We start from the raw sequence: 21,703 nt of genomic DNA, 5'->3' as shown, positions 1-21,703 counted from the left end.
AGCGGCGAGTGCTGATGATGCTCCTTGGAGTGCCGGACCGGAACCCCGCAACTCCGATCCCCGCACTGTATTTCGAGCAGTTTCCTTTGCGTCGCCGCGTGGCGGCGGGCCTGTTGGGGGTCTCCCTGGACTACCCCGTTGCCCAGGACAGAGTGCAAGACAGCGCGCCTGAATCAGAAGCACGACCCATGACCGAGGCCCGCTCAGTGAAGGCTGTTGTCCGCTCCGACAGGTATTCAGAGATCACCCCCGCAGAGGAGGCAGACCACGACGAACCTCCTCTGGTGCCCTACCTTCTGGGACGTCCGCCCACCTCGGACGTTCTGTGCAACGACGCCGAAATCGTGGAGCACTTACGCAACAGTTCCGAACGCTCGCCTGACCACAATCCCGATCGACTTCGTCCGTGGCGGGTATCCCGTTTCATGCAGCCCGCGATCGTAGGTGCACTCGGCGTGGTGCTAACGCTCGGAGGCGTTTGGTTCGCCGTAGGACACCAAGACGGCGGCGACCGAGACTCGACGCCGTACGGGTCGGTCATCCCGATCTCCAATCCGTATCAGGACGGCGACTGCGTCGTCATCGACTGGCCGGGGACGGACCGTTTCCAAGGTACGCCGAAGATCGTCGTGGACCCCACGTGCCGTGATCAAGCACCTGACGGCCAGGTCGTGGCGACCATTGAGGCCGCGACCGCAGCTGAGGCGCGATCACAAGGAGCCGGGCAGTGTGAAGCACGCACCCGGGAGATCCGAGACAAGTTGGCGGACGTCCGTAGCTATGCCGTCGTACCGAACCGCGCAAGCTTCGAGGAGGCCGGCCAGCGCGTCGCTTGCTTGGTGCTCGGCGCTCACGGACCCCTGTACGGACCGATCGGCAGCTACCGGACGCTCGGTTCGGCCTTCACCGATACGGCGAATATGCAGAAGGGGGACTGCTTGCAGGCCCGTTCCAACCGGGATGCGCGCCTAGTCTCCTGCTCCGGCGCGCACGACGAGCAGGTGCTCGGCTTCATCCGGCTGGGCAAGGACGTCACACTCACGGAGGCCCGTACGAAGTCGGACGCAGCGTGTGCGAAGGACGTGCCGCCGAACGACTACGGCTTCGACCCGTCGGTTTACAAATCCGGCTCCTGGACTAGCGAGGGGCCCTGGAAGTCGGGCACGCATGTCGTCGTGTGCACCGTGATGAAGTTGAACGGCGGGACCATGGAGGGGGACGGACCATGATGCGGTGTCAGCCATGCGATTCAAGGACCGGTACTTGGTAATGATCAACGACCGGGTTAGCCTGCCGAACACTCTTCACCTTGTAGAGCCAATCGGAAGGGATTGATCACCGCTGCACCCTCAGCTTGGGAAGCTGAGGTGATCTACGTCTGTATGCCAGGTTGACCTGCGGCGGAGGGTGATCGACGGTCAGTCGGCCCCTGACCTGGTCCCTGGTGTTCCCCGTGGTTCCCCGCACGATCTGGCACGGGTCTGGCACGACGACTGCCGATTGCTGCTCCACAGGTGGTCCACTGGTCGTCTCCCGGCGATTGTGGCCACGCTGGGTGCCTGCTTCCGGCGCTGGGGAGGGAACTTGGAGATGGCGGGGGCCTTCTGGGATGGAAGTGGATCAGCGCTGCTGGGTTCTGCCCTCTCTGGCGTGCTGGCAGTGGGCACGTTCTACGCCACACGGTGGCATGAGCGAAAGATCGCGAGAGAACAACTTGCTTATCAAGCCGCGGAGGACATCGCGCGAGCGCTGCTAGAGCTGGAATACGTTCTCACCCCACCACCGTGGGGCGGGGAGCGGGGCGACTGGAGGGCGTTATGGAAGGCCGCCGACGAGTTCGGTGACGTTTGCGTCGTGCGCAACGCCGCATTGTCAGAAGTGCATCTCCTCCGGGCCGTGGCCGAGATGTACAACATGGTGTACGACGCTCTTCGGGTGCTGCGGTGCCAGGCAGGTGACGACTCAACAGCTGTAGCCGGCGTGGATGCTGATGTCATGCTCAAAGACACAACGTCGTATCTGGAAGACGTCGTCAACGCTCTGCTTGAGTGGCGCCGCAAGTCCACCAGCCACATGCCGGACGTACCTGATCTCCCGTGGCGGCGGTTGTTGGAGCCAGAGCCTCCACGGATGACCATCTCGGTGCCTCAGCCTCGACGGGCTCTTTGGGGCAGGGCGCGTCGAGAGCAAGAACCACCCCACCTTGCCTGAGGTCCAGGCTTGGCTGATAACCCGTATGGGCGGGGGCTGTGACCTGGGCGTTCACAGCTGATGTCTGTAGATCGACTGTCACTGTCGGTCGTCGTCAAGTGGCCTCGGGGGGACGTCGGACGGCCCAGGGACGGCCCCGCGCTGGGCGTGATCAGGACCGCCGTAACCTCCTCGTGTGGATGACTCCTCTTGCTTCTGTCTCCTGTGCGCGCCTCCTACGGGTGGCCCGGCCTGGGAGGAACGCGATGGCCGCATAGCCGCGAGCGTGACTGACTTCGGCTGGCACGTGATGGGTGTCGGCGCCGGTGGTGACGCACCGGCGGACTGGGCCTACTCCATAGGCCTGTGGCACACCTTGCGCAGCCCTGAGGTCTGCGTCTTCGGCCTGCGAGTCGACACGATGATGCCCATCCTCAATGTCGCAGGGGAAGAGATCCGCAACGGTCGCCCGCTGGAACCCGACCAAGTGCGTGACGACATTTTGAACGGCTACTCGGTGACTGTCCGGCCCGTGCATCCGAGTTGGTACCGCGACTTCTTCGGCGCCGGGATCGACTTCTACCAGGCGCCCCCACTTCCGATCATGCAGCTGTTCTGGCCAGATAAGGACGGCCGGTTCCCATGGGACGACGAGGCACAGGAGTACTGCCGCGCGAGTCAGCCTCAGCTGTGGATCTCGAAGGAGGAAGCCAGCGGGCCATGGGCAGACCTCGACTGAGGTCGACGGTTCGACTCCTGGCCTGGGTGCCGGCGGTGCTCACTGCGTTCATACAGCCGCAGTGACGCAACTGAGCCCCGCTTTAGGAGGGCGGTGAGGTAGTGGTCGACCTGGTCGCGTCCGAGGCCGCACGTATTGAGGTACTCGGTGTGACGGCCGACGTGCCCGTCATGCGCCGGGCACATCTGCTTCTCGCCCGTCCAGGACCAGCACCGCGACGTGCAGGGACGTGCGCTGCAGACCTGATTCCAGGTCGCAGCCGAGGAGCCGTTCGATGGTGTGGAGGCGCTGGTAGTACGCCTGCCGGGACATGCCGGCGCGTTTCGCCGCGACCGACTTGTTCCCCGCCGCCGCCAGATAGGCGCGCAGTGCCGGGAGCAGATCGCCACCGTTGCGGTCGTCGTGCTCGATGAGGCGGGTCAGTTGCCGTTCCGCGTACCGCTGAAGACGGGTGTCCTTCCGCAGGACGCCCAGCAACTCCGGCAGCCGGACGTCGGCGGGGACGTAGAACCACCGCTCCGAGGAGGCCGGTGTGATGGCCTCAGCCGTCTGCTCCGCCTCCTGCCACGACCGGGCGATCCCGGCAAGGTCGGTCACCCCGGGGCCGACGGCGACGACGGCCTGCGGTCCGAGCTCCTCCCGGGCCAGACGGCCGATCCGCTCGGCGACCGGCTGCCAGGCGCTCGCCTGTGCCAGTGCCATCAGTACGCCGATGCGACCCGGAGCCGTCTCGCCGACCAGGGCACGGACGCCAGTCTGCGTCAGCGCCTTCGCGATCCGTTCGTCGACGTGCTCGCCCTCCGTGCCGGTGTGTGGGTGGCGGATGACCACGGCGAAGAGCCGGTGCCCGAAGGCCGGGAGCCCCAGTGCCTCGGCGCGGGCGCGCGCGTCCGCCGGGGAGCGGAAACGCCGTTCGTACAGGTCCCGCAGTACGGAGCGGTGAGCCCGGCGCTCCCACCAGGCCTGCCCGGCCAGGCGCGCCATGGTCAGCGCGACTGCCGCACGCTCCAGCACCAGGACGTGTTCCGGGTCCGGTTCGGCCTTGAGCCGGCCCTCCAGCAGGACCAGCCGCCCCCACGGCCCATGGTGGTCCTGCACCGGCGCGATCAGCCACCCCTCCGGGCCGCTCGGCGTGATCCTCTCCGGCGTCGGGGCGGTCCGCGAACGCCGCGACCAGGCCGACACCACCGGCTCGTACGGCCGGCCGAGCAGCTCGCACATCAGGACCCGGTGGGTGAGATCCTCCAGCACCACGGGGGCTCCGGTGAGCTCCGCGGTGGTGCGCACCAATTCCTCGGGGTCCGCTCCCCGCAGCGTCAGGGCGGTGAAGATGTCCTGGATGTCCCGCCCACGGCGCAGCAGGGCTCCCTGGGCGTCGAGGATGAGCGCGTGCACTGTCTGCGTGACGTCGATGAACCGGACGCCACGGGCCAGCTCGACCAGCGGCACATCACGGGCACGGCACGCCGCCACCAGCTCGTGGGGCACCTTCTGGTACCGGTAACCGAGTTCCACGATCAGGCCGGCCGCGCCGACGTCGGCGAGCTGGTCGACGTAGCCGCGCAGCTCGGAGGCGTTCTCGGGATGCGGCATGCCGGTCGTCAGTACCAGCTCGCCGCCCTCCAGGAAGTCCGCGGGGTTGAGCAGCTCGGTGACATGCACCCAGCGCACCGGGCTGTCCAGTTGTGACTCGCCGGCCAGCACGCGCGGCATCCCTTCGGCGAGCACGGGCAAGCGCAGTACCTCGCTGAGCGTGGGGAAGTGCCCGGGTGTGTGACGTCTGGGCGGCATCGGGGGTGCTTTCGTCCGAGGGAATCGGGCTCACCTTCGCATCGGCCACTCATCGTGACAAGAGTGGGACCGGCATTGGTGCAGCCCGGCTGTCCGCAGTGACAAACCGTCTCGAGAAGGCCACTAGGCGGAACAGAGTGTGGGTTGACCTGCGGGTTCCTACGGGCGGACAGTAAACGCCATCCCCAGCGGGATTCGAACCGGAAGGGTCCGCACGGTGTCCTCTTCGTGCTGGAGCCCGACTGCCACCCAGACCACCCCATCGAGAGGAGCGACCTCATGCGCGTCCCGAAGCGCGTCGCCGTGATCGGTGCCGGCAGCATGGGCAGCCAGGCCATGTGGCGACTGGCTGCCCGCGGAGCCGAGGTCATCGGCTACGACCGGTACGCACCGGGTCACGACCGCGGCGCGGCCGGGGGCGAGAGCCGCATCTACCGAGCCGCCCACCTCGGCGAGCCCGGGTACATTCCACTGCTGCAGCTCGCGGACGGGCTGTGGGAGCAGCTCGAGGCGGAGACGGGCCGGTCGCTGCGCCGCCGCAGCGGTTGCCTCGTGATGGGAGAGAGCGCCTCACCGTCCATGCGCCTCCTGCTCTCCACCAGCGCCGCGCATCGTCTGGATCACGAGGTACTGGAACGCGACGAGCTCGCCCGTCGCTACCCGCAGCATCGTCTCCCGGACGGACACACCGCCGTACTCGACCGGCTGGGCGCCATCATCAGGCCCGAGGCGTCGATCCAGGCGGCCGCCACCCGCGCCGAGGAGCTGGGCGCCCGGCTGCACCGCTACACCACGGTGCGCGAGGTCGTCCCCGCGGCGGGCGGCGGGGTACAGGTCGTCACCGACCAGGGCATGGACCACGTGGACGCCGCCGTGGTGACCGTGGGCCCCTGGATCAACACCCTGCTCCCGGACCTGCCCGGGACCATCGACGTCCGCCGGGTGGTCTGCTCCTGGCACCTGCCCACCCGCCATGACTGGTTCACGGGCGGTGCCCCTCCCTTTGTGCGCGCCACACCTCACGAATGCTTCGGAATCCCGTCGCCCGACGGCATCTCCGTCAAGCTCGGTCTCTCTTTCAAATACCATGCGCCGGTGCCCGAGCCCGAACGGCTCGACCGTACGGTCCGCCCCGAAGAACTCGGCATCTTCCGCGAGCTCATCGGTGAACTCATGCCCGACCTGAACCCCGACCCCATCAGGATGTCGGCCTACATGGAGGGCTACACGAAGTCCGGAAACCCGCTCGTCGGTCATCTTCCCGGCGAGGACGACATCATCGTCATGGCCGGGTTCTCCGGCAGCGGCTTCAAGTTCTCGCCCGCGATGGGAGAGATCGCCGCCGACCTGGCGCTCGACGGCGCCACTGATCAGCCCATCGACTTCCTCGCTCCGGCAGGAGTCGGCGCCGCCTGACCGTCGGCGATCGCCGACAACACCCCCCACCTCGACATCTCTGTCCTGAGCATGCCCAAAAAGTGCGGCCAGTCGGCCGTGCCCAGTTCCCCGAAGCCAAGAAGACGGAGTACTTCCATGCCCATTCCCTCGTTCCAGTTCCGCCCGAAGTACGTCTCGTTCGACTGCTACGGCACGTTGATCGAGTGGCCGATGACCCCGATCACGCGTGAACTCGTCGGCGACCAGATCCCGGCCGAGCACTGGGACCAGTTCGTCAAGGAGTTCCGCGGCTACCGCTACGACTCGGTCCTTGGCAAGTACTACCCCTACGAGCAGACTCTGCAGGACGCCTTCGAGGGGGTCTGCCGCAAGTGGGGTGTGAAGGCCGCGCCGGACGCCGGCAAGCGGTTCGCCGACGGCGTGCGCAGCTGGGGCCCGCACGCGGATGTGCCGGAACCGCTGAAGAAGATGGGCGAGAACTACAAGCTGGTGATCCTCTCCAATGCCGGGGACGCCTTCCTCGAGGAGAGCGTGCCCCGGCTCGGGGCGGACTTCCACGCGGTCTTCACCGCGGAGCAGGCCGGCTACTACAAGCCTCGGTACGCAGCGTTCGAGTACATGCTCGACCAGCTCGACGCGTCCCCCGAGGACTTCGTGCACGTCTCCTCGCACACCCGCTACGACCTGATGCCGATGCACGACATGGGCTTCCGCAACCTCATCCTCCTGGACCGCGGCTGCGACCCGGTCACCCACGGCTACGACTACGTGACCGTCAAGTCCCTTAACGAGCTCAACCAGATGCTGGGCATCTGACGTGCGACGCACACCCAGTCACCCAGCGCCTTCCCGACAGGCGCCCGGTCTCGCGCGGCCGCCCATGAACCCTGCGCGTTTCCGGCCGCTGACTGACGACGTCCCATCCCCCGTCCGATCCGCACGTCGTCCCCGCATCACCAATTCCCCGTATCCCCCGCGTTCTCCAGGAGGCACCGCCATGGAAAGCAACCGGACAGGCCGCAGAACCGTACGCCGCACCGCAGGCGCTGTGGCTGCCGCCATGCAGGTCAACAGACACTTGAGCATCCCGATCGTCACGACCGCTCTGGCCCTCGCGCTTGCCGCGTGCGGGGCGAGCGGCATCGGGCAGAACGTGGGGGCGAAGAGCACGGCGCAAGGTGGGGGGTCCGGCGCGTCGGCCGAGCACACCGACGACATCTCGGTGGGCGTGAAGCCGGACCAGAACGCGGTGAAGCTGCTGCCCGCGGCGGTGAAGGCCAAGGGCACGCTCTCGGTGGCCATGGACCTGTCGTACCCGCCCACCACGTTCATGGCATCGGACAACAAGACCCCGATCGGGTTCAACCCGGACATGGCCCGGCTGATCGCCGCCAAGCTCGGCCTGAAACTCCAGATCAACAACGTCAAGTTCGACACCATCATCACTGGACTGCAGGCCGATCGGTACGACTTCACCGCCTCCACCATGGGCGCCACCAGCGACCGGCTGAAGGTGCTCGACATGGTGGACTACGTCAACTCCGGCACCGGCGTGTCCGTCCCCTACGGCAACCCGCAGAAGCTGGGCACTCACACGCTGTGCGGGCACCGCGTCGCCGTCCCCTCCGGCAGCACCGCGGAGCTGCAGTGGCTGCCCCAGCTGACCAAGCAGGACTGTACGAGCAAGGGCAAGCCGGCCATCAAGTCGGTGAGCCTGCCCAGCGTGAACGACGCTCTGACCCAGCTGGTCTCCAAGCGGATCGACGCGGTGATGTACGACTTCATCTCGCTCGAGTGGGCGGCCGCGCAGCAGGCCAAGACGTTCGACGTCCTCAAGCCCCTGGTGGCCACCAAGCCCGCGACCGTCGCGCTGAAGAAGGACTCGCTGCTGACCCCCGCGGTGAAGGCTGCCATCCAGTCGATCATCGAGGACCCCAAGTACGCCCAGGCGCTGGGCCGCTGGGGTCTCAAGGACCTGGGGATCAAGACCGCGGCCATGGCCGTCCCGCAGGACTGACATGTCCACGGATCTGATCGGTACGAAGACCAGGAGCCGACCGGTGTCACAACTGCTGGCCGAAGAAAAGAAGCGGATCACGCCGAAACGTCCGCGCGACTATGTCGCCTGGGCCGTCGCGATCGCGATCGTCGCCGGTCTGGTGTGGACCGCGGTGACGAACGAGAACTATCGCTGGCCGGTGGTGTTCAGCTACTTCACCACTGAAACCATCCTCAACGGCCTGCTGATCACGCTCCTCCTGACCGTGGCGAGCATGGCCCTGGGCACGCTGCTCGGGCTGGTGCTGGCGGTGATGCGCATGTCGCACCAGCGGCCCGTCTCCGGGCTCGCCCAGCTCTACATCACCTTCTTCCGCGGCACCCCGGTGCTCGTGCAGCTGGTCTTCTGGTTCAACATCGCGGCGCTGTACCCGCACCTCTCGATCGGCATCCCGTTCACCGACATCTCCACACCGGTGAACGTGAACGCAATCATGACGCCGATGACCGCGGCCATCGTGGGGCTGACGCTCAACCAGGCCGCCTACATGTCCGAGATCATCCGCGGCGGGTTCGCCTCGGTCAGTCGCGGACAACACGAGGCGGCGGAGTCCTTGGGCATGTCGGGGTTCACCAAGCTCCGGCATGTGATCATCCCGCAGACCATGCCGGCGGTCATCCCGGCCACCGGCAACCAGGTGATCGGCATGCTCAAGGAGACCTCGCTGGTGAGTGTGCTCGGCGTCGCCGACCTGCTGAACAGCGCACAGTCGATCTACGCCCGCAACTACCAGACGATCCCGCTGCTGATCGTGGCCAGCCTCTGGTATCTGATCATGACGCTGGTGCTGAGCGTGCCGCAGTCCATGATCGAGCGCCGTTTCTCCCGCTCGACCCGGGCACGGCTGACCCCAGCCGCCACCGCGGCCGGCCAGCCAGTTCCCACCACGAGGGAGTCCCTCCTGTGAACGCCGACGGAACGATCGTCGCACGCAAGCTGTGCAAGAGCTTCGGACGTCACCAGGTCCTGCGTGACATCGACCTGACCGTCGCGGCAGGCGAGATCTCCTGCATCATCGGGCCGAGCGGATCCGGCAAATCCACACTGCTGCGGTGCATCAACGGGCTGGAGACCGTCGACCGCGGAGTCCTGCGGGTCAACGGAGAGGACTTCGGATATGTCGAGAAGGACGACGCATACCACGCGGTCCGCCCGCAACGGCTGGCCGAGCAGCGCGCCCGTATCGGCATGGTCTTCCAGCAGTTCAACCTGTTCCCCAACATGACCGCCGAGAGCAATGTCATGTCCGGACCGGTGCTGGTGAAGAAGAAGGACCGCGCCACCTGCCGAGAGCAGGCGCGAGAACTGCTGGCCAAGGTCGGCCTGGAGGGGTGCGGCCACAAGTACCCCGCTCAACTCTCCGGCGGCCAGCAGCAACGCGTGGCCATCGCCCGCGCGCTCGCCATGGAACCCACCATCATGCTGTTCGACGAACCCACCAGCGCATTGGACCCGGAGCGTGTGGGCGAAGTACTCGCTGTCATGCGCAACCTCGCCGGCAACGGAATGACCATGCTGGTCGTCACGCACGAGATGGGCTTCGCCCGCGAGGTCGCTGACGAAGTGCTCTTCATGGACGAAGGCATCGCAGTCGAACGCGGCGACGCACGCGAAGTGCTGGCCAATCCCCGGGAGAAGCGAACCCAGGCTTTCCTCGAAAGGGTGCTGTAGAAGCGGCCCGGACACGCGGCAGCGGTTCGGCACGAGCCCGGAGAAGACGCCGGCCGACTGCGGGTGACGTAACTTCCGCACCCTACCGGTCCTGGTCTTCAACACCCTCCAGTTCGACGTGGAACTGACCGTCACCGTCGTCAGCGCGCTCCTCATCGCCCTGGTCGCCCTCGTCCGCAAACTCGGCGGCCAACGGGACGGCCAGAACGTCCTGCCCGTAGAACCCCTCACCCGAGCCTTCCGCCGGCACGGGCCGCGCCAGCGCTGACAGCGCCACCGGCCGGGCCCCTGGTGGTGCCCGGCCGCCCCCCACTTCGAAACTCCCCGCTAAGGACGCGACATGAAGACGATTCCCTACTGGATAGAAACCGCCGGGGCATTTCCCGACCGATCAGGCAAGCCGCTGACCGAGGACACCGACCTGGTGGTCGTCGGCGCCGGCCTGACGGGTCTGTCCACCGCCCTCCACTGCGCTCGCAAGGGCGCCCGCGTCACCCTCGTCGAGAAGGACCAGGTCGGCTCCGGTGCCTCCGCCCGCAACGGCGGTATGGCCAACCTGGGCTTCACCATCGGAGTACGCCAGGCCATCCGCCGGTACGGCCTCGAACGGGCCCGTGAGATCTACAACTCCTACGGCGAGGCCGTGGACACCGTCGAGCGGCTCGTGAACGAGGAGTCCATCGACTGCCAGTTCCGCCGCGTCGGACGCCTGGGTGTCGCGTCCCGCCCCGTCCACTTCGAGAGCAAGAAGGCCCAACAACGCGACCTGGCCAAGTACTTCGGACACGAGACCACTCTGATCGGCAAGGCCGAGCTGCGTTCCGAGATCGGATCCGACGCCTACCACGGCGGCCTGCTCGACCCGTTCAGCGCCGCACTGCACGTCGGCCGCTTCGTGCGCGGTATGGCCGAGGCGTGCGAGCGCGCCGGTGTCGAGATCCACGAGCGCAACGCGGCCATCGGCATACGGCGTACCTCCGCCGGCCGGTTCGAGGTCAGCACCGCGCGCGGTGTCATCCGTACCGGGCAGGTCATGATGGCCACCGACGCCTACACCGACAAGAACTTCCCGTGGCTGCGCCGCCAGCAGGTCTGCGTGGGAAGTTTCATCATCGTCACGGAGCCGCTCGGCGAGGAGCTCGCCCGGGACATCATCCCCAAGGCCCGCCTCATCGTCGACTCCAACAAGGTCTGCCACTACTTCCGGCTCACCCCGGACAACCGGCTGCTGTTCGGCGGCCGCGCCCGCTTCGCACCGTCCGACCCGACCTCGGACAAGAAAAGCGGGGCCGTCCTGTTCCGTGAGATGTGCGGGATCTTCCCCCAGCTCTCCCGCACCAGGATCGAGTACGTGTGGGGCGGCTCCGTCGGCTTCGCCATGGACCGCATCGTGCACGCCGGGCAGACCGAGGACGGCGTCCACTACTCCATGGGATACGCCGGCCACGGCGTGCAGATGGCCACCCACATGGGGCACGTCATGGCCGAGGTGATGGACGGCCACCCCGAGGTCAACCCCGTCCGCGACATCGCCCCGCCCCGCATCCCCCTCTACAACGGCACCGCCTGGTTCCTGCCCTTCGCGGGCGCCTACTACAAGACGCTCGACCGCATCCGCTGACCGGTCGGCAGCCGCTCTACACCTACAAGGAGATACCCACAATGACTGTCGTCCGTGATGTTCCCAAGCAGCTGTTCATCGGCGGCGATTGGCAGGACGCGGAGTCCGGCCGGACCCTGTCCGTCGACGACCCGGCCACCGGCGAGGAACTGTGCCAGGTCGCCGATGCCTCACCGGCCGACGGCCGTCGTGCCGTCGAGGCGGCGGTCGCCGCGCAGGCCGCCTGGGCCGCCACCGCGCCCCGGGTGCGCAGCGAAATCCTCCGCCGCGCCTACGACATCATCATCGCGCGCACCGAGGACCTCGCGCTGCTGATGACCCTGGAGATGGGCAAGCCCCTGGCCGAGGCGCGTGCCGAAGTCGCCTACGCGGCGGAGTTCTTCCGCTGGTTCTCCGAGGAAGCCGTCCGTGTCGACGGCGACATGATGACCGCCCCCGACGGCAGGAACCGCCTGCTGGTCACCCGTCAGCCCGTCGGCCCCTGCCTGCTCATCACCCCCTGGAACTTCCCCCTGGCGATGGGCACCCGCAAGATCGGCCCCGCCATCGCCGCCGGCTGCACCATCGTCCTCAAACCCGCCCCTCAGACCCCCCTGTCCAGCCTCGCCCTGGCGGAGATCCTCACCGAAGCGGGTCTGCCGGCCGGTGTGCTCAACATCGTCACCACCACCGACGCCGCCGGCGTCGTCGAACCCCTCCTGCGCGGCGGGCAGATCCGCAAGCTCTCCTTCACCGGCTCCACCCAGGTCGGCCGGATCCTGCTGGCCCAGTGCGCCGACACCGTCATCCGCACCTCCATGGAACTGGGCGGCAACGCTCCTCTCATCGTCTTCGCAGACGCCGACCTCGACGTGGCCGTCGAGGGCACGATGGTCGCCAAGATGCGCAACATGGGCGAGTCCTGCTGCGCCGCCAACCGCATCTTCGTCCACACCTCCGTCGCCGAGGAGTTCGCCTCCCGCCTCGCCGCACGCATGGCCGCTCTCACCGTCGGGCCCGGCACCGAACCCGGTACCGACGTCGGCCCCCTCATCGACAACGCCGGCCGCAGCAAGGCACACGACCTGGTGCGGGACGCCGTCAAGCGGGGCGCCACCGTCCTGACCGGCGGTGAGCTTCCCGAAGGCCCGGGCTGCTTCTACCCGCCCACCGTCCTCACCGGTATCGCCCCCGACTCCGCGATCATCGACACCGAGATCTTCGGCCCCGTCGCCGCGATCCGCACCTTCGAGACCGAGGACGAGGCCGTCGCCGCCGCCAACGACACCGAATTCGGTCTGGCCGCCTACCTGTTCACCCAGAACCTCGACCGTGCCCTGCGTGTCGCCGAACGCCTCGAAAGCGGCATGATCGGCATCAACACCGGACTGGTCTCCAACCCCGCCGCTCCCTTCGGCGGCGTCAAGCAGTCCGGCCTGGGCCGCGAAGGCGGACGCGTCGGCATCGACGAGTTCCTGGAGTACAAGTACCTGGCCGTCCCCGTCGGAGCCTGACATGCGCGACCGACTCGTCGTCCTCTACCGCGGCAACCGGCCCCCCGCCACCGCACGCATCGAAAGCCTCGCGGACGCCGTCTACGCCACCGAGGAGGAACTGCCCCACCTCCTTCCCGGCGCCGACGTCCTGCTGGCCTGGGTGACCATCACCCCGGCCGTCCGGGAGGCGTGGCCCGACGATCCGCAGAAGGCACCCCGCTGGGTCCACGCGTCCTCCGCGGGCGTGGACTCCTTCCTGTTCCCCGCTCTGGTGGACGATCCGCACGTTGTCCTGACCAACGCCCGCGGGGTCTACGAGCAGCCGACCGCCGAGTACGTCCTGGGCCTGATCCTTGCCCTGGCCAAGGACTTCCCCGGCACGTGGGAGCACCAGCGGCGCCGCGAGTGGCGTCCGCGCCCCAGTGACGGCATCACCGGACGCACCGTGCTGGTCTGGGGGACGGGGCCGATCGGCCGGGCCATCGCCCGGCTGTTGCGCGCCGTCGGGATGCGGGTGAGCGGTGCGGGCCGCAAGTCCCGCACGGACGACCCCGACTTCGGCACGGTTCACGGTGCGACGACCCTGCGCTCCGCCCTGACAGAAGCGGACTACGTCGTCCTGGCAGCCCCCCTCACCCAGGACACCCGGGGCATGGTCGACACCCCCGTGCTCGCCGCCATGAAGCCGGGGGCGCGGCTGATCAACGTAGGCCGGGGCGGACTCGTCGACGAGGAGGCGCTGGTCGACCACCTCTTCGCCGGACGGCTCGCCGGCGCAGCCCTGGACGTGTTCGCCCAGGAACCGCTGCCTGCCGAATCACCCCTGTGGGACATGCCCGGCGTGGTGATCTCCCCGCACACGGCGGGCGAGACCACCGGCGAGCGGGAGGCGCTCGTCGAGCTGTTCCTCGACAACCTCAGCCGGCACATCGAGGGCCGGCCGCTGCGCAACGTGGTGGACAAGCGGCGCGGATACGTGGTCGACGAGACGCACCTCGTCTGAAGGGCATTGACTTCCGCTCCCCGGCCTAAAGGCCGGGGATTCCTACCACGGTCGGCTGACCGTCTCGGTGGGTTCCTGCTTCACCGCGCTGTGCCGGTACGGGTACCTGTCTCATCTGCGCTCCGCAGGCTGATACCGCCAGTCCGGCGGCGTTGGCGACGTTGACCGCCGCGTTGATGTCGCGGTCCAGGACGGCCCCGCACTCCTGGCATGTCCACACGCGGACGTTCAGAGGCTTGAGGCCGTCCTTGACGCCGCATGCCGAGCAGACCTGAGAGGTCGGCTCGAACCGGCCGATGCGCACGAAGGTGCGCCCGTACCGTGCGGCCTTGTATTCCAACATGGCCGTGAACTGCGCCCATCCGGCGTCGTGGATGGACTTGGCCAGGCGTGTACGGGCGAGTCCCTTGACCGCCAGGTCTTCCACCGCGATGGCTTGGTTTTCGCGGATCAGCCTGGTGGAGAGCTGGTGGTGGAACTCGCGGCGTGCGTCGGCCACCCGTGCGTGAGCGCGGGCGACGTGAAGCTGGGCCTTCTCCCTGTATTCTGGCCCCTTCGCCTTGCGGCTGAGGGACTGGTGTGTGCGCTTGAGGCGCTTCTCCGCCCGGCGCAGGAAGCGGGGGCTGTCGATCTTCGTGCCGTCCGAGAGGACGGCGAAGTGCCCGAGCCCCAGGTCAATGCCGACCTCGGGCGTCGTGGCGGGCAGCGCCTCTGACGGGCCGGTCTCCACGACGAACGACGCGAAGTATCGGCCCGCGCTGTCCTTGATCACTGTCACCGGACGGATGCTGAGTGGGAGCGGCTTGAGCCGTTTCTGCCGGTCAGCAATGGTCGTTGTGGCCGGTGGCGGGATCACCGTCAGGTGATCGACGGGATTCTGCACCGGGTACGGACGGGCGTTCAATGGCGGGATCTGCCGGAGCGGTTCGGGCCGTGGAAGACGGTCTATGAACGTCATCGGCTCTGGTCGGCCGACGGCACCTGGGAACGCTTGCTGCAGCAGGTGCAAGCCGCGGCCGATGCCGCGGGGGAGATCGACTGGGACATCGCGGTGGACTCCACCATCGTGCGCGCTCATCAGCATGCGGCCGGCGCCCGGATCTACCCGCCGCCGACGCCCGCGTCAAAGGGGGCCGAAGCGGCGGAACACCAGGGCGAGACACCGTGGCAGAGCCTGCTCGCCCGCCTGGCGGAGGTGGTGCAGGAGTGAGGGACTGGGCCGTTCGCGCGGCGGGTTCACCAGCAAGCTCCACCTGAGTGCCGACGGCCGCTGCCGCCCGCTGTCCCTGATCGTCACCAGCGGACAGCGGGCGGACTGCACGCAGTTCCAGGCCGTGCTGGCAAAGATCCGCGTTCAGAGAGTCGGACCGGGCAGATCGCGCACGAAACCCGACAGCCTCGCCGCCGACAAGGCCTACAGCACGGGCTGTGCCGCAGGCACCTGCGGCGCCGGGGCATCCGGCACACCATCCCGGAGAAGACCGACAGCCAAGCCGCCCGCCTGCGAAGGGGATCACGCGGCGGACGGCCGCCTGGCTTCGACGACGAGCGGTACAAGAAGCGCAACACCGTCGAGCGAGCTATCAACAGACTGAAGCAATCCCGGGCCGTGGCGACTCGCTACGACAAACGCGGCTACGTCTTCCTCGGCACCGCCACCGCAGCAGCCCTGGTCATCTGGCTCCGCACATGATCGGCCGACGGATCCTAGATGTGCCGTCCCGGTATGGGGCGAGGTGGCTTGAGTGACGCGGGAATCGAGCACACCGTTAACTGCCGTTGCTGTCAGCGCACCAGGGAGTGCAGCCCGCCCACCAGAAAGAAGACTCCCGCGACCCCGAACCATATTCGCATGGTGGTAAGGCTCCTCCAGGGCGTTCCGTACCGGGTCCGCTGCCTGGTTACCAAGGGCGCCCAGTCCCACACCCATACGTCGACACCGCGGCAGCCGCATGCCACCGCCATGAAAGCGCCGCCCACGAGCAGTGCGAGCACTCCAACAAGGACCAACGCGACTCCTTTCCCCATCCCAACGCCCAGCGTCGCACCGCGGCATTGTTGCAGGAGAGGCCACCAGCAGCTGAGGGTCGCCCAGAGATCGCCCGGACAGGTCCTAGTCGAGTGTCCGGGGGATGCCGAAGTACGGCGCGACCGCCGTCTCGAACCGGGTGAATTCGCAGACCCGGTCGCCGGAGAGCCCGATCACCACGACGCCGCCGAGACGGAGGACGCCGGTGACCCGGTCACGCATGTACTCGCCCCAGGCGGGCTGGCCGTTCGCGCGTACGGGCACCAGCCGGTCGATCCGTCCCAGCAAGGTGCGGATCACGCTGAAGAAGCGGTGCACGGCCTCGCTCCCGCGGTACTCGAACGGCAGCGGTGGCATCCGCACCCAGATGTCGTCGGTCATCAGCGCGATGAGCGCGTCGACGTCCAGTTCGGTGAAGGCGGCGACGAACCGGTCGAGCAGCTCACGCTCATCTGGCCCGCCGGGTGCGGGCGGTGCTGTCTGCGGTGAGTTCATCCTGACGCGAGCGCGTTTGAGGGCGCTGGTGACGGCGTCCTCGGTGAGCCCTAGTAGCTCGGCGGTCTCGCCGGCGCGGTACCCGAGCACATCGCGTAGCAGCAGCACCGCGCGCTGGTTCGGCGGCAGCAGTTGCACGGCAGTGACGAATGCGAGCGAGATCGCCTCGCGGGATTCGTACCGGGCCTCGGGCCCGGGCGCCTGATCGGGGTGCTCCGCCAGTAGCACGTCGGGATATGGCTGGAGCCAGGTCACTTCGCCCAGGCGACTCGGCTCCGGCAGCGGTAGCGACTCGGGAACCGTGACCGGCTGACGGCTCGCCGAGCGCAGTTGGTTGAGGCACCGGTTGGTGGCGATGCGGTAGAGCCAGGTGCGCACCGACGACCGCCCCTCGAAGCCGTCGAGACCGAGCCAGGCCGACAGCAGGGTCTCTTGCAACGCGTCCTCGGCGTCCTGCAACGAACCGAGCATGCGATAGCAGTGCGCGCGCAATTCGCCGCGGTGCGGCTCGACCAGGGCACTGAACGCGTCCCGGTCGCCGCTGCGGGCCCGATCGAGCAGTTCCATCCGACACCTCCGTCTGGATCCTCCCCTGTACTGACACCGGTGGCTGGCGGAACTGGTCGCTGTCGGAGCGCCCAGTTTTCGGTGGGGGCCGTGTCAGTAGTGGCATGACCATCACCGACAAGACGGTTCTCGTGACAGGCGCCAGCCGCGGCATCGGCCAGGCGCTGGTGGAGGAAGCTCTGCGGCGCGGCGCGAGGCGCGTCTACGCCGCTGCACGCCGACCCGTGGCGTATCCGGACCCCAGGGTCACGTCCGTCATCCTTGACGTGACCGACGCGGCGCAGGTGCAGGCAGCCGCCGAGAGCGTGACCGAGCTCGACGTACTGATCAACAACGCCGGGGTGGCGCTGATCGACGACCTGAGCGAGGTTTCCGCGCTCGAACAGCATCTCGCCGTCAACCTCTTCGGCACCTACGCCGTGACCCGGGCCTTCCAGCCGCTGCTCGTCCGCTCGCGGGGAGCGATCGTCAACGTGCTGTCGCTCGCGTCGCTCGCTACGGTGCCGATCACCCCGGCGTACGCGATTTCCAAGGCAGCCGCGTTCTCCCTGTCCCAGTCGCTGCGTGCCCTATTGGCACGGCAGGGCGTAGCCGTGCACGCCGTGCTGCCCGGGCCTGTGGACACGGACATGATCCGCGACTGGGACATCCCGAAGTCCTCGCCGGCCGACGTTGCGCGGGCCATCGTCGACGGCGTCGAGAACGGCGAGGACGAGATCTTCCCCGACCCGATGTCGGCGGCGCTGGCCGAGGGCTGGCGCAACGGCCCGGTCAAGGCGCTCGAACACCAGAACATGGCACTGCTGGGGAGCGACAATGCCGCTTGAGAACAAGGACTTGAAGGCGTATGCCGCGCAGCTGCGCGAACTGCATCACGCCGACGAGATGCTCGTGCTGCCGAACGCGTGGGACGCGGCCAGCGCCAAGGTCATCACTGAGGCCGGGTTCCCCGCGATCGCCACCAGCAGCGCCGCGTTCGCGGCGATGCTCGGCTACCCGGACGGCGAAGCCGCTCCGTGGCCGGAGATGTTCGCGCTGGCGGGCCGGATCGCCCGTGCTGTGGCGGTTCCCGTCACCGTGGACGCCGAGGCCGGATACGGCCTGCCGCCGCGGGAATTCGTTGACCGGCTGCTGGAAATCGGCGTGGCCGGCTGCAACCTGGAGGACACCGACCACCGCGCGGGCGGACTCGTCGACGCCGGTGCACAGGCCGAGCGGCTGGCGGCCGTCCGATCCGCCGCGGAGGACGTCGAGATTCCGATCGTGATCAACGCCCGTGTCGACGTCTTCCTGCCGGCGTCCGGTGTGGCCGAGGACGACCAGGTCGCGGAGGCGATCCGCCGGGGCCGCCGCTACCTGGCGGCCGGGGCCGACTGTGTCTACCCGATCGGTGTCGGCGACGAGCGGGACATCGCCACGCTGGTCGCCGAGCTGCCCGGGCCGGTCAACGGCAACACCAGGCCCGGAGTGCTGAGCCTGGTCAAGCTCCGCGAGCTGGGTGTGGCGAGGGTTTCCTACGGGCCGCGGTTCTACCGCCAGGCTCTGGCCGGTCTGGAGGCCGCGGTCCGTCAGGATCTGCTGGCGTGATCGCATACGGTCACGCCGCGCACCATATTGTCGTGGTGGCGCGACGTGACCCGCTGGGGGACGTCCACTGAGCGCTTGGAGACGCCCGCGCGTGCGCCGGGACCGCCGCTGAGCCACCGCACCAGTTGCTCATCCTCCGCCGCGAGGTGCGCCTCCGCGTCGTCCAAGCGTAGCGGGGACAGAGTGATGGTCCGCCCGGCACTTTCCTTCATGCATCCGGCGATTCTTGACGCCTGAGCTGCGTTGCGCCATCGGATTCTGCGAGCCCGTCCAGGGCCACCAGAGCCCACCAGCCCGCCGAAATCATCCGACTTCCGCGCCACGTTCGTACCACTCCACCCGGTCCATGGGATGACCCGCCTCGTGGTGCAACTAGGAATGCGCGGGCGACCGGCGACGGGCCTCTGATCGTGCTCCTGCGCCAGCCACCGGGCACCGCTTCCACCCGGGCGCCGCACCGATCGTGATGGCGTTCGCCGACTGCCGGCACCGAGAGACCCACGGCATTTCCCAGAAGTGGCGGGCGGTCGCCGACTGGGCGGAATACCTGGAAGGCAACCTGAGCGAGGAGGCCGATGGCCGGGCCGGCATCCGCCTCGACACCGAGCAGCACACGCACAACGCCAGGCGCTCGGTTGGCGCACGTCCGTGCTTCGGTCTCGCCGAACGTGTCGGCCACTTCGAGATCCGGCCCCTGATCTGGCGCAGCACGTACATCGAATCCCTGCGCCAGCGCACCATTGATTCGGCCATTCTGATCAACGACTTTTGCGCTCGACTGTAGGTGGCCGCCAAAGATCCCCCACGTACAGCCAGTTGGACTGTGACTCTCGTTGATCGAAGCGGCGACTAGGCGAATCCCCGGGCGTGCATTTGTGAGTGCGCTCAGAAGACGTGGTGCCCCCTCCTTCGACGGCGACCAGCGGTACGTGAGCGCCGAGAAGAGAGGCTTGGGACAGCGTTCGGGGGACGGTTACTGTCACCGTCCCCCGAACGGCTCCTCTTCGCGCTCCCCTGCATCACACGGCGTTCGCCTGCAACGGGGTCGGCACGGGCACTTGTCACTGCCCGGCAGTACCCTCACCGCTCCGTTGGCTTCGACGGCTGTCCAGCTCCCGGCCACTTGGCGTCACCGTGAGTAAGGCAGCGTACTTCTGCTGGTGTACTAGAGATCTTTAAAGGTTGGGTTACGTCGGGGGCGCCAACGCGGTCCGCGCCAGATCGCGTAGCCAGACGTGTGCGGGGTCGGTGTCATAGCGCTGATGCCAGGACAGGTACACCGCGGCCGGCGGCAGTTCGAACGGCAGTGGGAGCAGGGTCAGACCGAGAACCGTGGCCGCTGAACGCGTCGTCGATTCGGGGGCTGTGACGAGGAGGTCGGAACCGCGCACGAACTGGAACGCGGCCCCTTCGGTGGGCGCGGTCGCCACTACCCGTCGGGTGAGGCCGAGCCGCGCGAGAGCGTCGTCGAGGGCGTTGCCGAGCCTTCCGCGCCGCGAGACGGTGATGTGCTCGGCCGCGGCGTACCGTGCGGCGGTGACAGCCTTGACTCGGGTGAGCGGGTGCCCTCGCCTCACGACGATGACGTGCTGGGTCTCAGCCACCCGCTCGGCGCGAATGTCGGGTGCGGTCGGACGGTTCGCGTTCGCCTCCAGGTCGACCTCGCCGCGACGCAGCTCGGGGGTGTCGATGCTCGATTCTGCGATGAAGCGCAAACGCACGCCCGGTGCCTGCTTGCGTACGGCCGCGAGAAGCGCGGGGCCGCTGAGGGCAACGAGTGAATCGTGCCAGCGGAGTGTGAAGGTGCGCTCGAGCGTCGTGAGGTCGAGTTCGCGGCTCGGTGCCAGCACGCCCTGGACCTGCTGCAGCAGCTCGTGCACCTGTTCCCGGACGGCGATCGCGTACGGCGTCGGGGTCATCGTGCGCCCGGTACGCACCAGGATCTGATCTCCCGTCGTGCGCCGGATCCGGCCGAGGCTTCGACTCATCGCGGGGGCGGTCACGTGCAGGCGCTCAGCAGCTCCGGCCACGCTGCCTTCCTCCAGGAGCGCATCGAGCGCGGCGAGCAGGTTCAAATCCAATTGCATGAGGCTCATCCTAGCCGTGCTTTACATGCACTTGCAGTTAATGATGCGCCCTCCTACCTTCGAGATGCGGGCGCGAAGGAAACACGGCTTTCGCCTGGTCCGCCTCGTCATCCCCCTGCTCAGATGGGAGCACCGCCATGCCCGAGTCGATTCAGACCACCGGATTTGCTGCCACCGTCGGCTCCGCGTCCGATGCCGACCTGCTCGCGCAGACCGCGGTCGCCGTGCGCGCGGCGGGTGTGGCGCTGCGGGAGCGGTTCGGCGACGTGGTCCGCTACCAGACCCGCGAAGAGCTGATGCGCGCGCTCGCCGCCAACGACGACGTGGCCCTCGACGTCCTGCGCCCCCGCCTCACCCTCCTGCGCCCGGACGCCCGCTTGGTGGAGGACGAGCTCGCGGGCGGGGCCCTGCCCCCCGGCGAATGGTGGGTCCTGGATCCAGCCGAGGGCAACGTCAACCACCTGCACGCCCTGCCGGAGTGGGCGGTGACCGCCACTCTCGTGCGCGACAACCAGCCGGTGCTCACCGCAGTTCACCTGCCGTTGACCGGTGAGACCTACACCGCGCTCGCCGGCGCCGGCGCCCACCTCGACGGCCGCCCGCTGCACGTGTCCCAGACCAGGGACCTCGGCCTGAGCCTCGTGGCCACGAGCCAGGCCAGGCCGGACGAGGACGAGAAGGTCGTGCGGCGCATCGGCTCCTCGATCACCGCGATGCTCTTCGATGCGCTCGTCGTGCGGACATCCGTGCCCGCCACCCTGCACCTGCTGAACGTGGCCGCCGGCCGGATCGAGGCCTTCTGGCAGTTCGCCGGGGCCCGCGCGGACCTGCTTCCCGGGGCGCTGCTCGTCGCCGAGGCCGGCGGGCGGATATCCGACGCCGAGGGCCGCCCCTGGACCCCACAGAGCGAGAGCTTCCTGGCTGCCGCGCCCGGCGTGCACACCGAAGCCGTCACCACTCTCTCCCGCTGACTCCCGAGAACCACAAGCAC

The 21,703-nt window shown here is 68.1% G+C and carries 19 protein-coding genes and 2 pseudogenes; 17 read left to right on the top strand and 4 right to left on the bottom strand.

The window, feature by feature from the left end; all coding sequences use genetic code 11:
• Positions 1 to 188 precede the first annotated feature (188 nt).
• The 3 genes from IH68_RS58220 to IH68_RS0123240 all read left to right on the top strand — a co-directional run bounded on the left by IH68_RS58220 (position 189) and on the right by IH68_RS0123240 (position 2,929).
• Positions 189 to 1,229, top strand: coding sequence for a septum formation family protein (locus IH68_RS58220; protein ID WP_324607680.1), 1,041 nt, complete (start codon positions 189 to 191; stop codon positions 1,227 to 1,229).
• Between the two features lie 361 nt (positions 1,230 to 1,590).
• Positions 1,591 to 2,211 (top strand): hypothetical protein, encoded by a 621-nt coding sequence (locus tag IH68_RS56450; RefSeq protein WP_234341506.1) that lies wholly within the window; start codon positions 1,591 to 1,593, stop codon positions 2,209 to 2,211.
• A 265-nt stretch (positions 2,212 to 2,476) separates the two neighbouring features.
• Positions 2,477 to 2,929, top strand: a complete 453-nt coding sequence (locus IH68_RS0123240; protein ID WP_051833669.1) for a DUF4262 domain-containing protein — start codon at positions 2,477 to 2,479, stop codon at positions 2,927 to 2,929.
• A gap of 168 nt (positions 2,930 to 3,097) precedes the next feature.
• Here IH68_RS0123240 and IH68_RS0123235 read toward each other — a convergent pair whose 3' ends face one another.
• Positions 3,098 to 4,720, bottom strand: a complete 1,623-nt coding sequence (locus IH68_RS0123235; protein WP_078912565.1) for a PucR family transcriptional regulator — start codon at positions 4,718 to 4,720, stop codon at positions 3,098 to 3,100.
• Positions 4,721 to 4,999: 279 nt separating this feature from the next.
• Here IH68_RS0123235 and solA point away from each other — a divergent pair, with 279 nt between their 5' ends.
• The 9 genes from solA (at position 5,000) to IH68_RS0123185 (ending at position 13,947) form a co-directional block, all read left to right on the top strand.
• Positions 5,000 to 6,136: an N-methyl-L-tryptophan oxidase gene (solA, locus tag IH68_RS0123230; protein ID WP_030938306.1), complete on the top strand. Its 1,137-nt coding sequence runs from the start codon at positions 5,000 to 5,002 to the stop codon at positions 6,134 to 6,136.
• A gap of 117 nt (positions 6,137 to 6,253) precedes the next feature.
• A complete protein-coding gene (locus IH68_RS0123220; protein WP_030938303.1) occupies positions 6,254 to 6,934 on the top strand; it encodes a haloacid dehalogenase type II in 681 nt (226 codons plus the stop codon).
• 181 nt (positions 6,935 to 7,115) lie between these two features.
• The gene (locus tag IH68_RS0123215; protein ID WP_030938302.1) at positions 7,116 to 8,135 is read left to right on the top strand and encodes an ABC transporter substrate-binding protein; all 1,020 of its coding nucleotides are present in this window, start codon (positions 7,116 to 7,118) and stop codon (positions 8,133 to 8,135) included.
• Position 8,136: 1 nt separating this feature from the next.
• Positions 8,137 to 9,084, top strand: coding sequence for an amino acid ABC transporter permease (locus IH68_RS0123210; RefSeq protein ID WP_030938299.1), 948 nt, complete (start codon positions 8,137 to 8,139; stop codon positions 9,082 to 9,084).
• On the top strand, positions 9,081 to 9,848 hold the full coding sequence (locus tag IH68_RS0123205; protein WP_030938297.1) for an amino acid ABC transporter ATP-binding protein: 768 nt from the start codon (positions 9,081 to 9,083) through the stop codon (positions 9,846 to 9,848). The genes IH68_RS0123210 and IH68_RS0123205 overlap by 4 nt, the downstream gene beginning before the upstream one ends.
• A gap of 118 nt (positions 9,849 to 9,966) precedes the next feature.
• A complete protein-coding gene (locus IH68_RS53385) occupies positions 9,967 to 10,116 on the top strand; it encodes a hypothetical protein (protein ID WP_234341504.1) in 150 nt (49 codons plus the stop codon).
• A 72-nt stretch (positions 10,117 to 10,188) separates the two neighbouring features.
• Entirely contained in the window at positions 10,189 to 11,469 is a 1,281-nt protein-coding gene (locus IH68_RS0123195) for an NAD(P)/FAD-dependent oxidoreductase (RefSeq protein WP_030938292.1), read from the top strand.
• A gap of 41 nt (positions 11,470 to 11,510) precedes the next feature.
• Positions 11,511 to 12,962 (top strand): NAD-dependent succinate-semialdehyde dehydrogenase, encoded by a 1,452-nt coding sequence (locus tag IH68_RS0123190; protein ID WP_030938290.1) that lies wholly within the window; start codon positions 11,511 to 11,513, stop codon positions 12,960 to 12,962.
• Position 12,963: 1 nt separating this feature from the next.
• Positions 12,964 to 13,947 carry a D-2-hydroxyacid dehydrogenase gene (locus tag IH68_RS0123185; RefSeq protein WP_030938288.1) on the top strand — a complete coding sequence of 328 codons (984 nt, stop codon included), beginning with the start codon at positions 12,964 to 12,966 and terminating at the stop codon, positions 13,945 to 13,947.
• A gap of 25 nt (positions 13,948 to 13,972) precedes the next feature.
• On the opposite strand, the pseudogene IH68_RS0123180 reads toward IH68_RS0123185, so the two are convergent.
• Positions 13,973 to 14,728, bottom strand: a pseudogene (locus tag IH68_RS0123180) (RNA-guided endonuclease InsQ/TnpB family protein); the annotation flags it as partial.
• A 33-nt stretch (positions 14,729 to 14,761) separates the two neighbouring features.
• Here IH68_RS0123180 and IH68_RS55450 point away from each other — a divergent pair.
• A pseudogene (locus tag IH68_RS55450) lies at positions 14,762 to 15,640 on the top strand (IS5 family transposase).
• Between the two features lie 420 nt (positions 15,641 to 16,060).
• On the opposite strand, the gene IH68_RS0123160 reads toward IH68_RS55450, so the two are convergent.
• Positions 16,061 to 17,038: a sigma-70 family RNA polymerase sigma factor gene (locus tag IH68_RS0123160; protein WP_030938282.1), complete on the bottom strand. Its 978-nt coding sequence runs from the start codon at positions 17,036 to 17,038 to the stop codon at positions 16,061 to 16,063.
• A 104-nt stretch (positions 17,039 to 17,142) separates the two neighbouring features.
• Between IH68_RS0123160 and IH68_RS0123155 the strand changes: the two genes are divergently transcribed.
• From IH68_RS0123155 to IH68_RS0123140, 3 genes are all read left to right on the top strand, one after another.
• Positions 17,143 to 17,865: an SDR family NAD(P)-dependent oxidoreductase gene (locus IH68_RS0123155; protein WP_030938280.1), complete on the top strand. Its 723-nt coding sequence runs from the start codon at positions 17,143 to 17,145 to the stop codon at positions 17,863 to 17,865.
• On the top strand, positions 17,855 to 18,625 hold the full coding sequence (locus tag IH68_RS0123150; RefSeq protein WP_037885035.1) for an isocitrate lyase/PEP mutase family protein: 771 nt from the start codon (positions 17,855 to 17,857) through the stop codon (positions 18,623 to 18,625). Before IH68_RS0123155 ends, IH68_RS0123150 begins: the two co-directional genes overlap by 11 nt.
• Positions 18,626 to 19,085: 460 nt before the next feature.
• Complete coding sequence (locus IH68_RS0123140; RefSeq protein ID WP_420719005.1) at positions 19,086 to 19,409, top strand: terpene synthase family protein; 324 nt, start codon at positions 19,086 to 19,088, stop codon at positions 19,407 to 19,409.
• 403 nt (positions 19,410 to 19,812) lie between these two features.
• Here the strand turns inward: IH68_RS0123140 and IH68_RS0123135 are convergent, their stop codons facing one another.
• The gene (locus IH68_RS0123135; protein ID WP_030938272.1) at positions 19,813 to 20,712 is read right to left on the bottom strand and encodes a LysR family transcriptional regulator; all 900 of its coding nucleotides are present in this window, start codon (positions 20,710 to 20,712) and stop codon (positions 19,813 to 19,815) included.
• 137 nt (positions 20,713 to 20,849) lie between these two features.
• Here IH68_RS0123135 and IH68_RS0123130 point away from each other — a divergent pair, with 137 nt between their 5' ends.
• Positions 20,850 to 21,683 (top strand): inositol monophosphatase family protein, encoded by an 834-nt coding sequence (locus tag IH68_RS0123130; RefSeq protein WP_030938271.1) that lies wholly within the window; start codon positions 20,850 to 20,852, stop codon positions 21,681 to 21,683.
• Positions 21,684 to 21,703: the final 20 nt, after the last annotated feature.

The sequence above is a fragment of the Streptomyces sp. NRRL S-646 genome (genome assembly GCF_000720765.1).
Taxonomy (GTDB): domain Bacteria; phylum Actinomycetota; class Actinomycetes; order Streptomycetales; family Streptomycetaceae; genus Streptomyces.
This window is presented reverse-complemented; position numbering and strand designations above follow the sequence as displayed.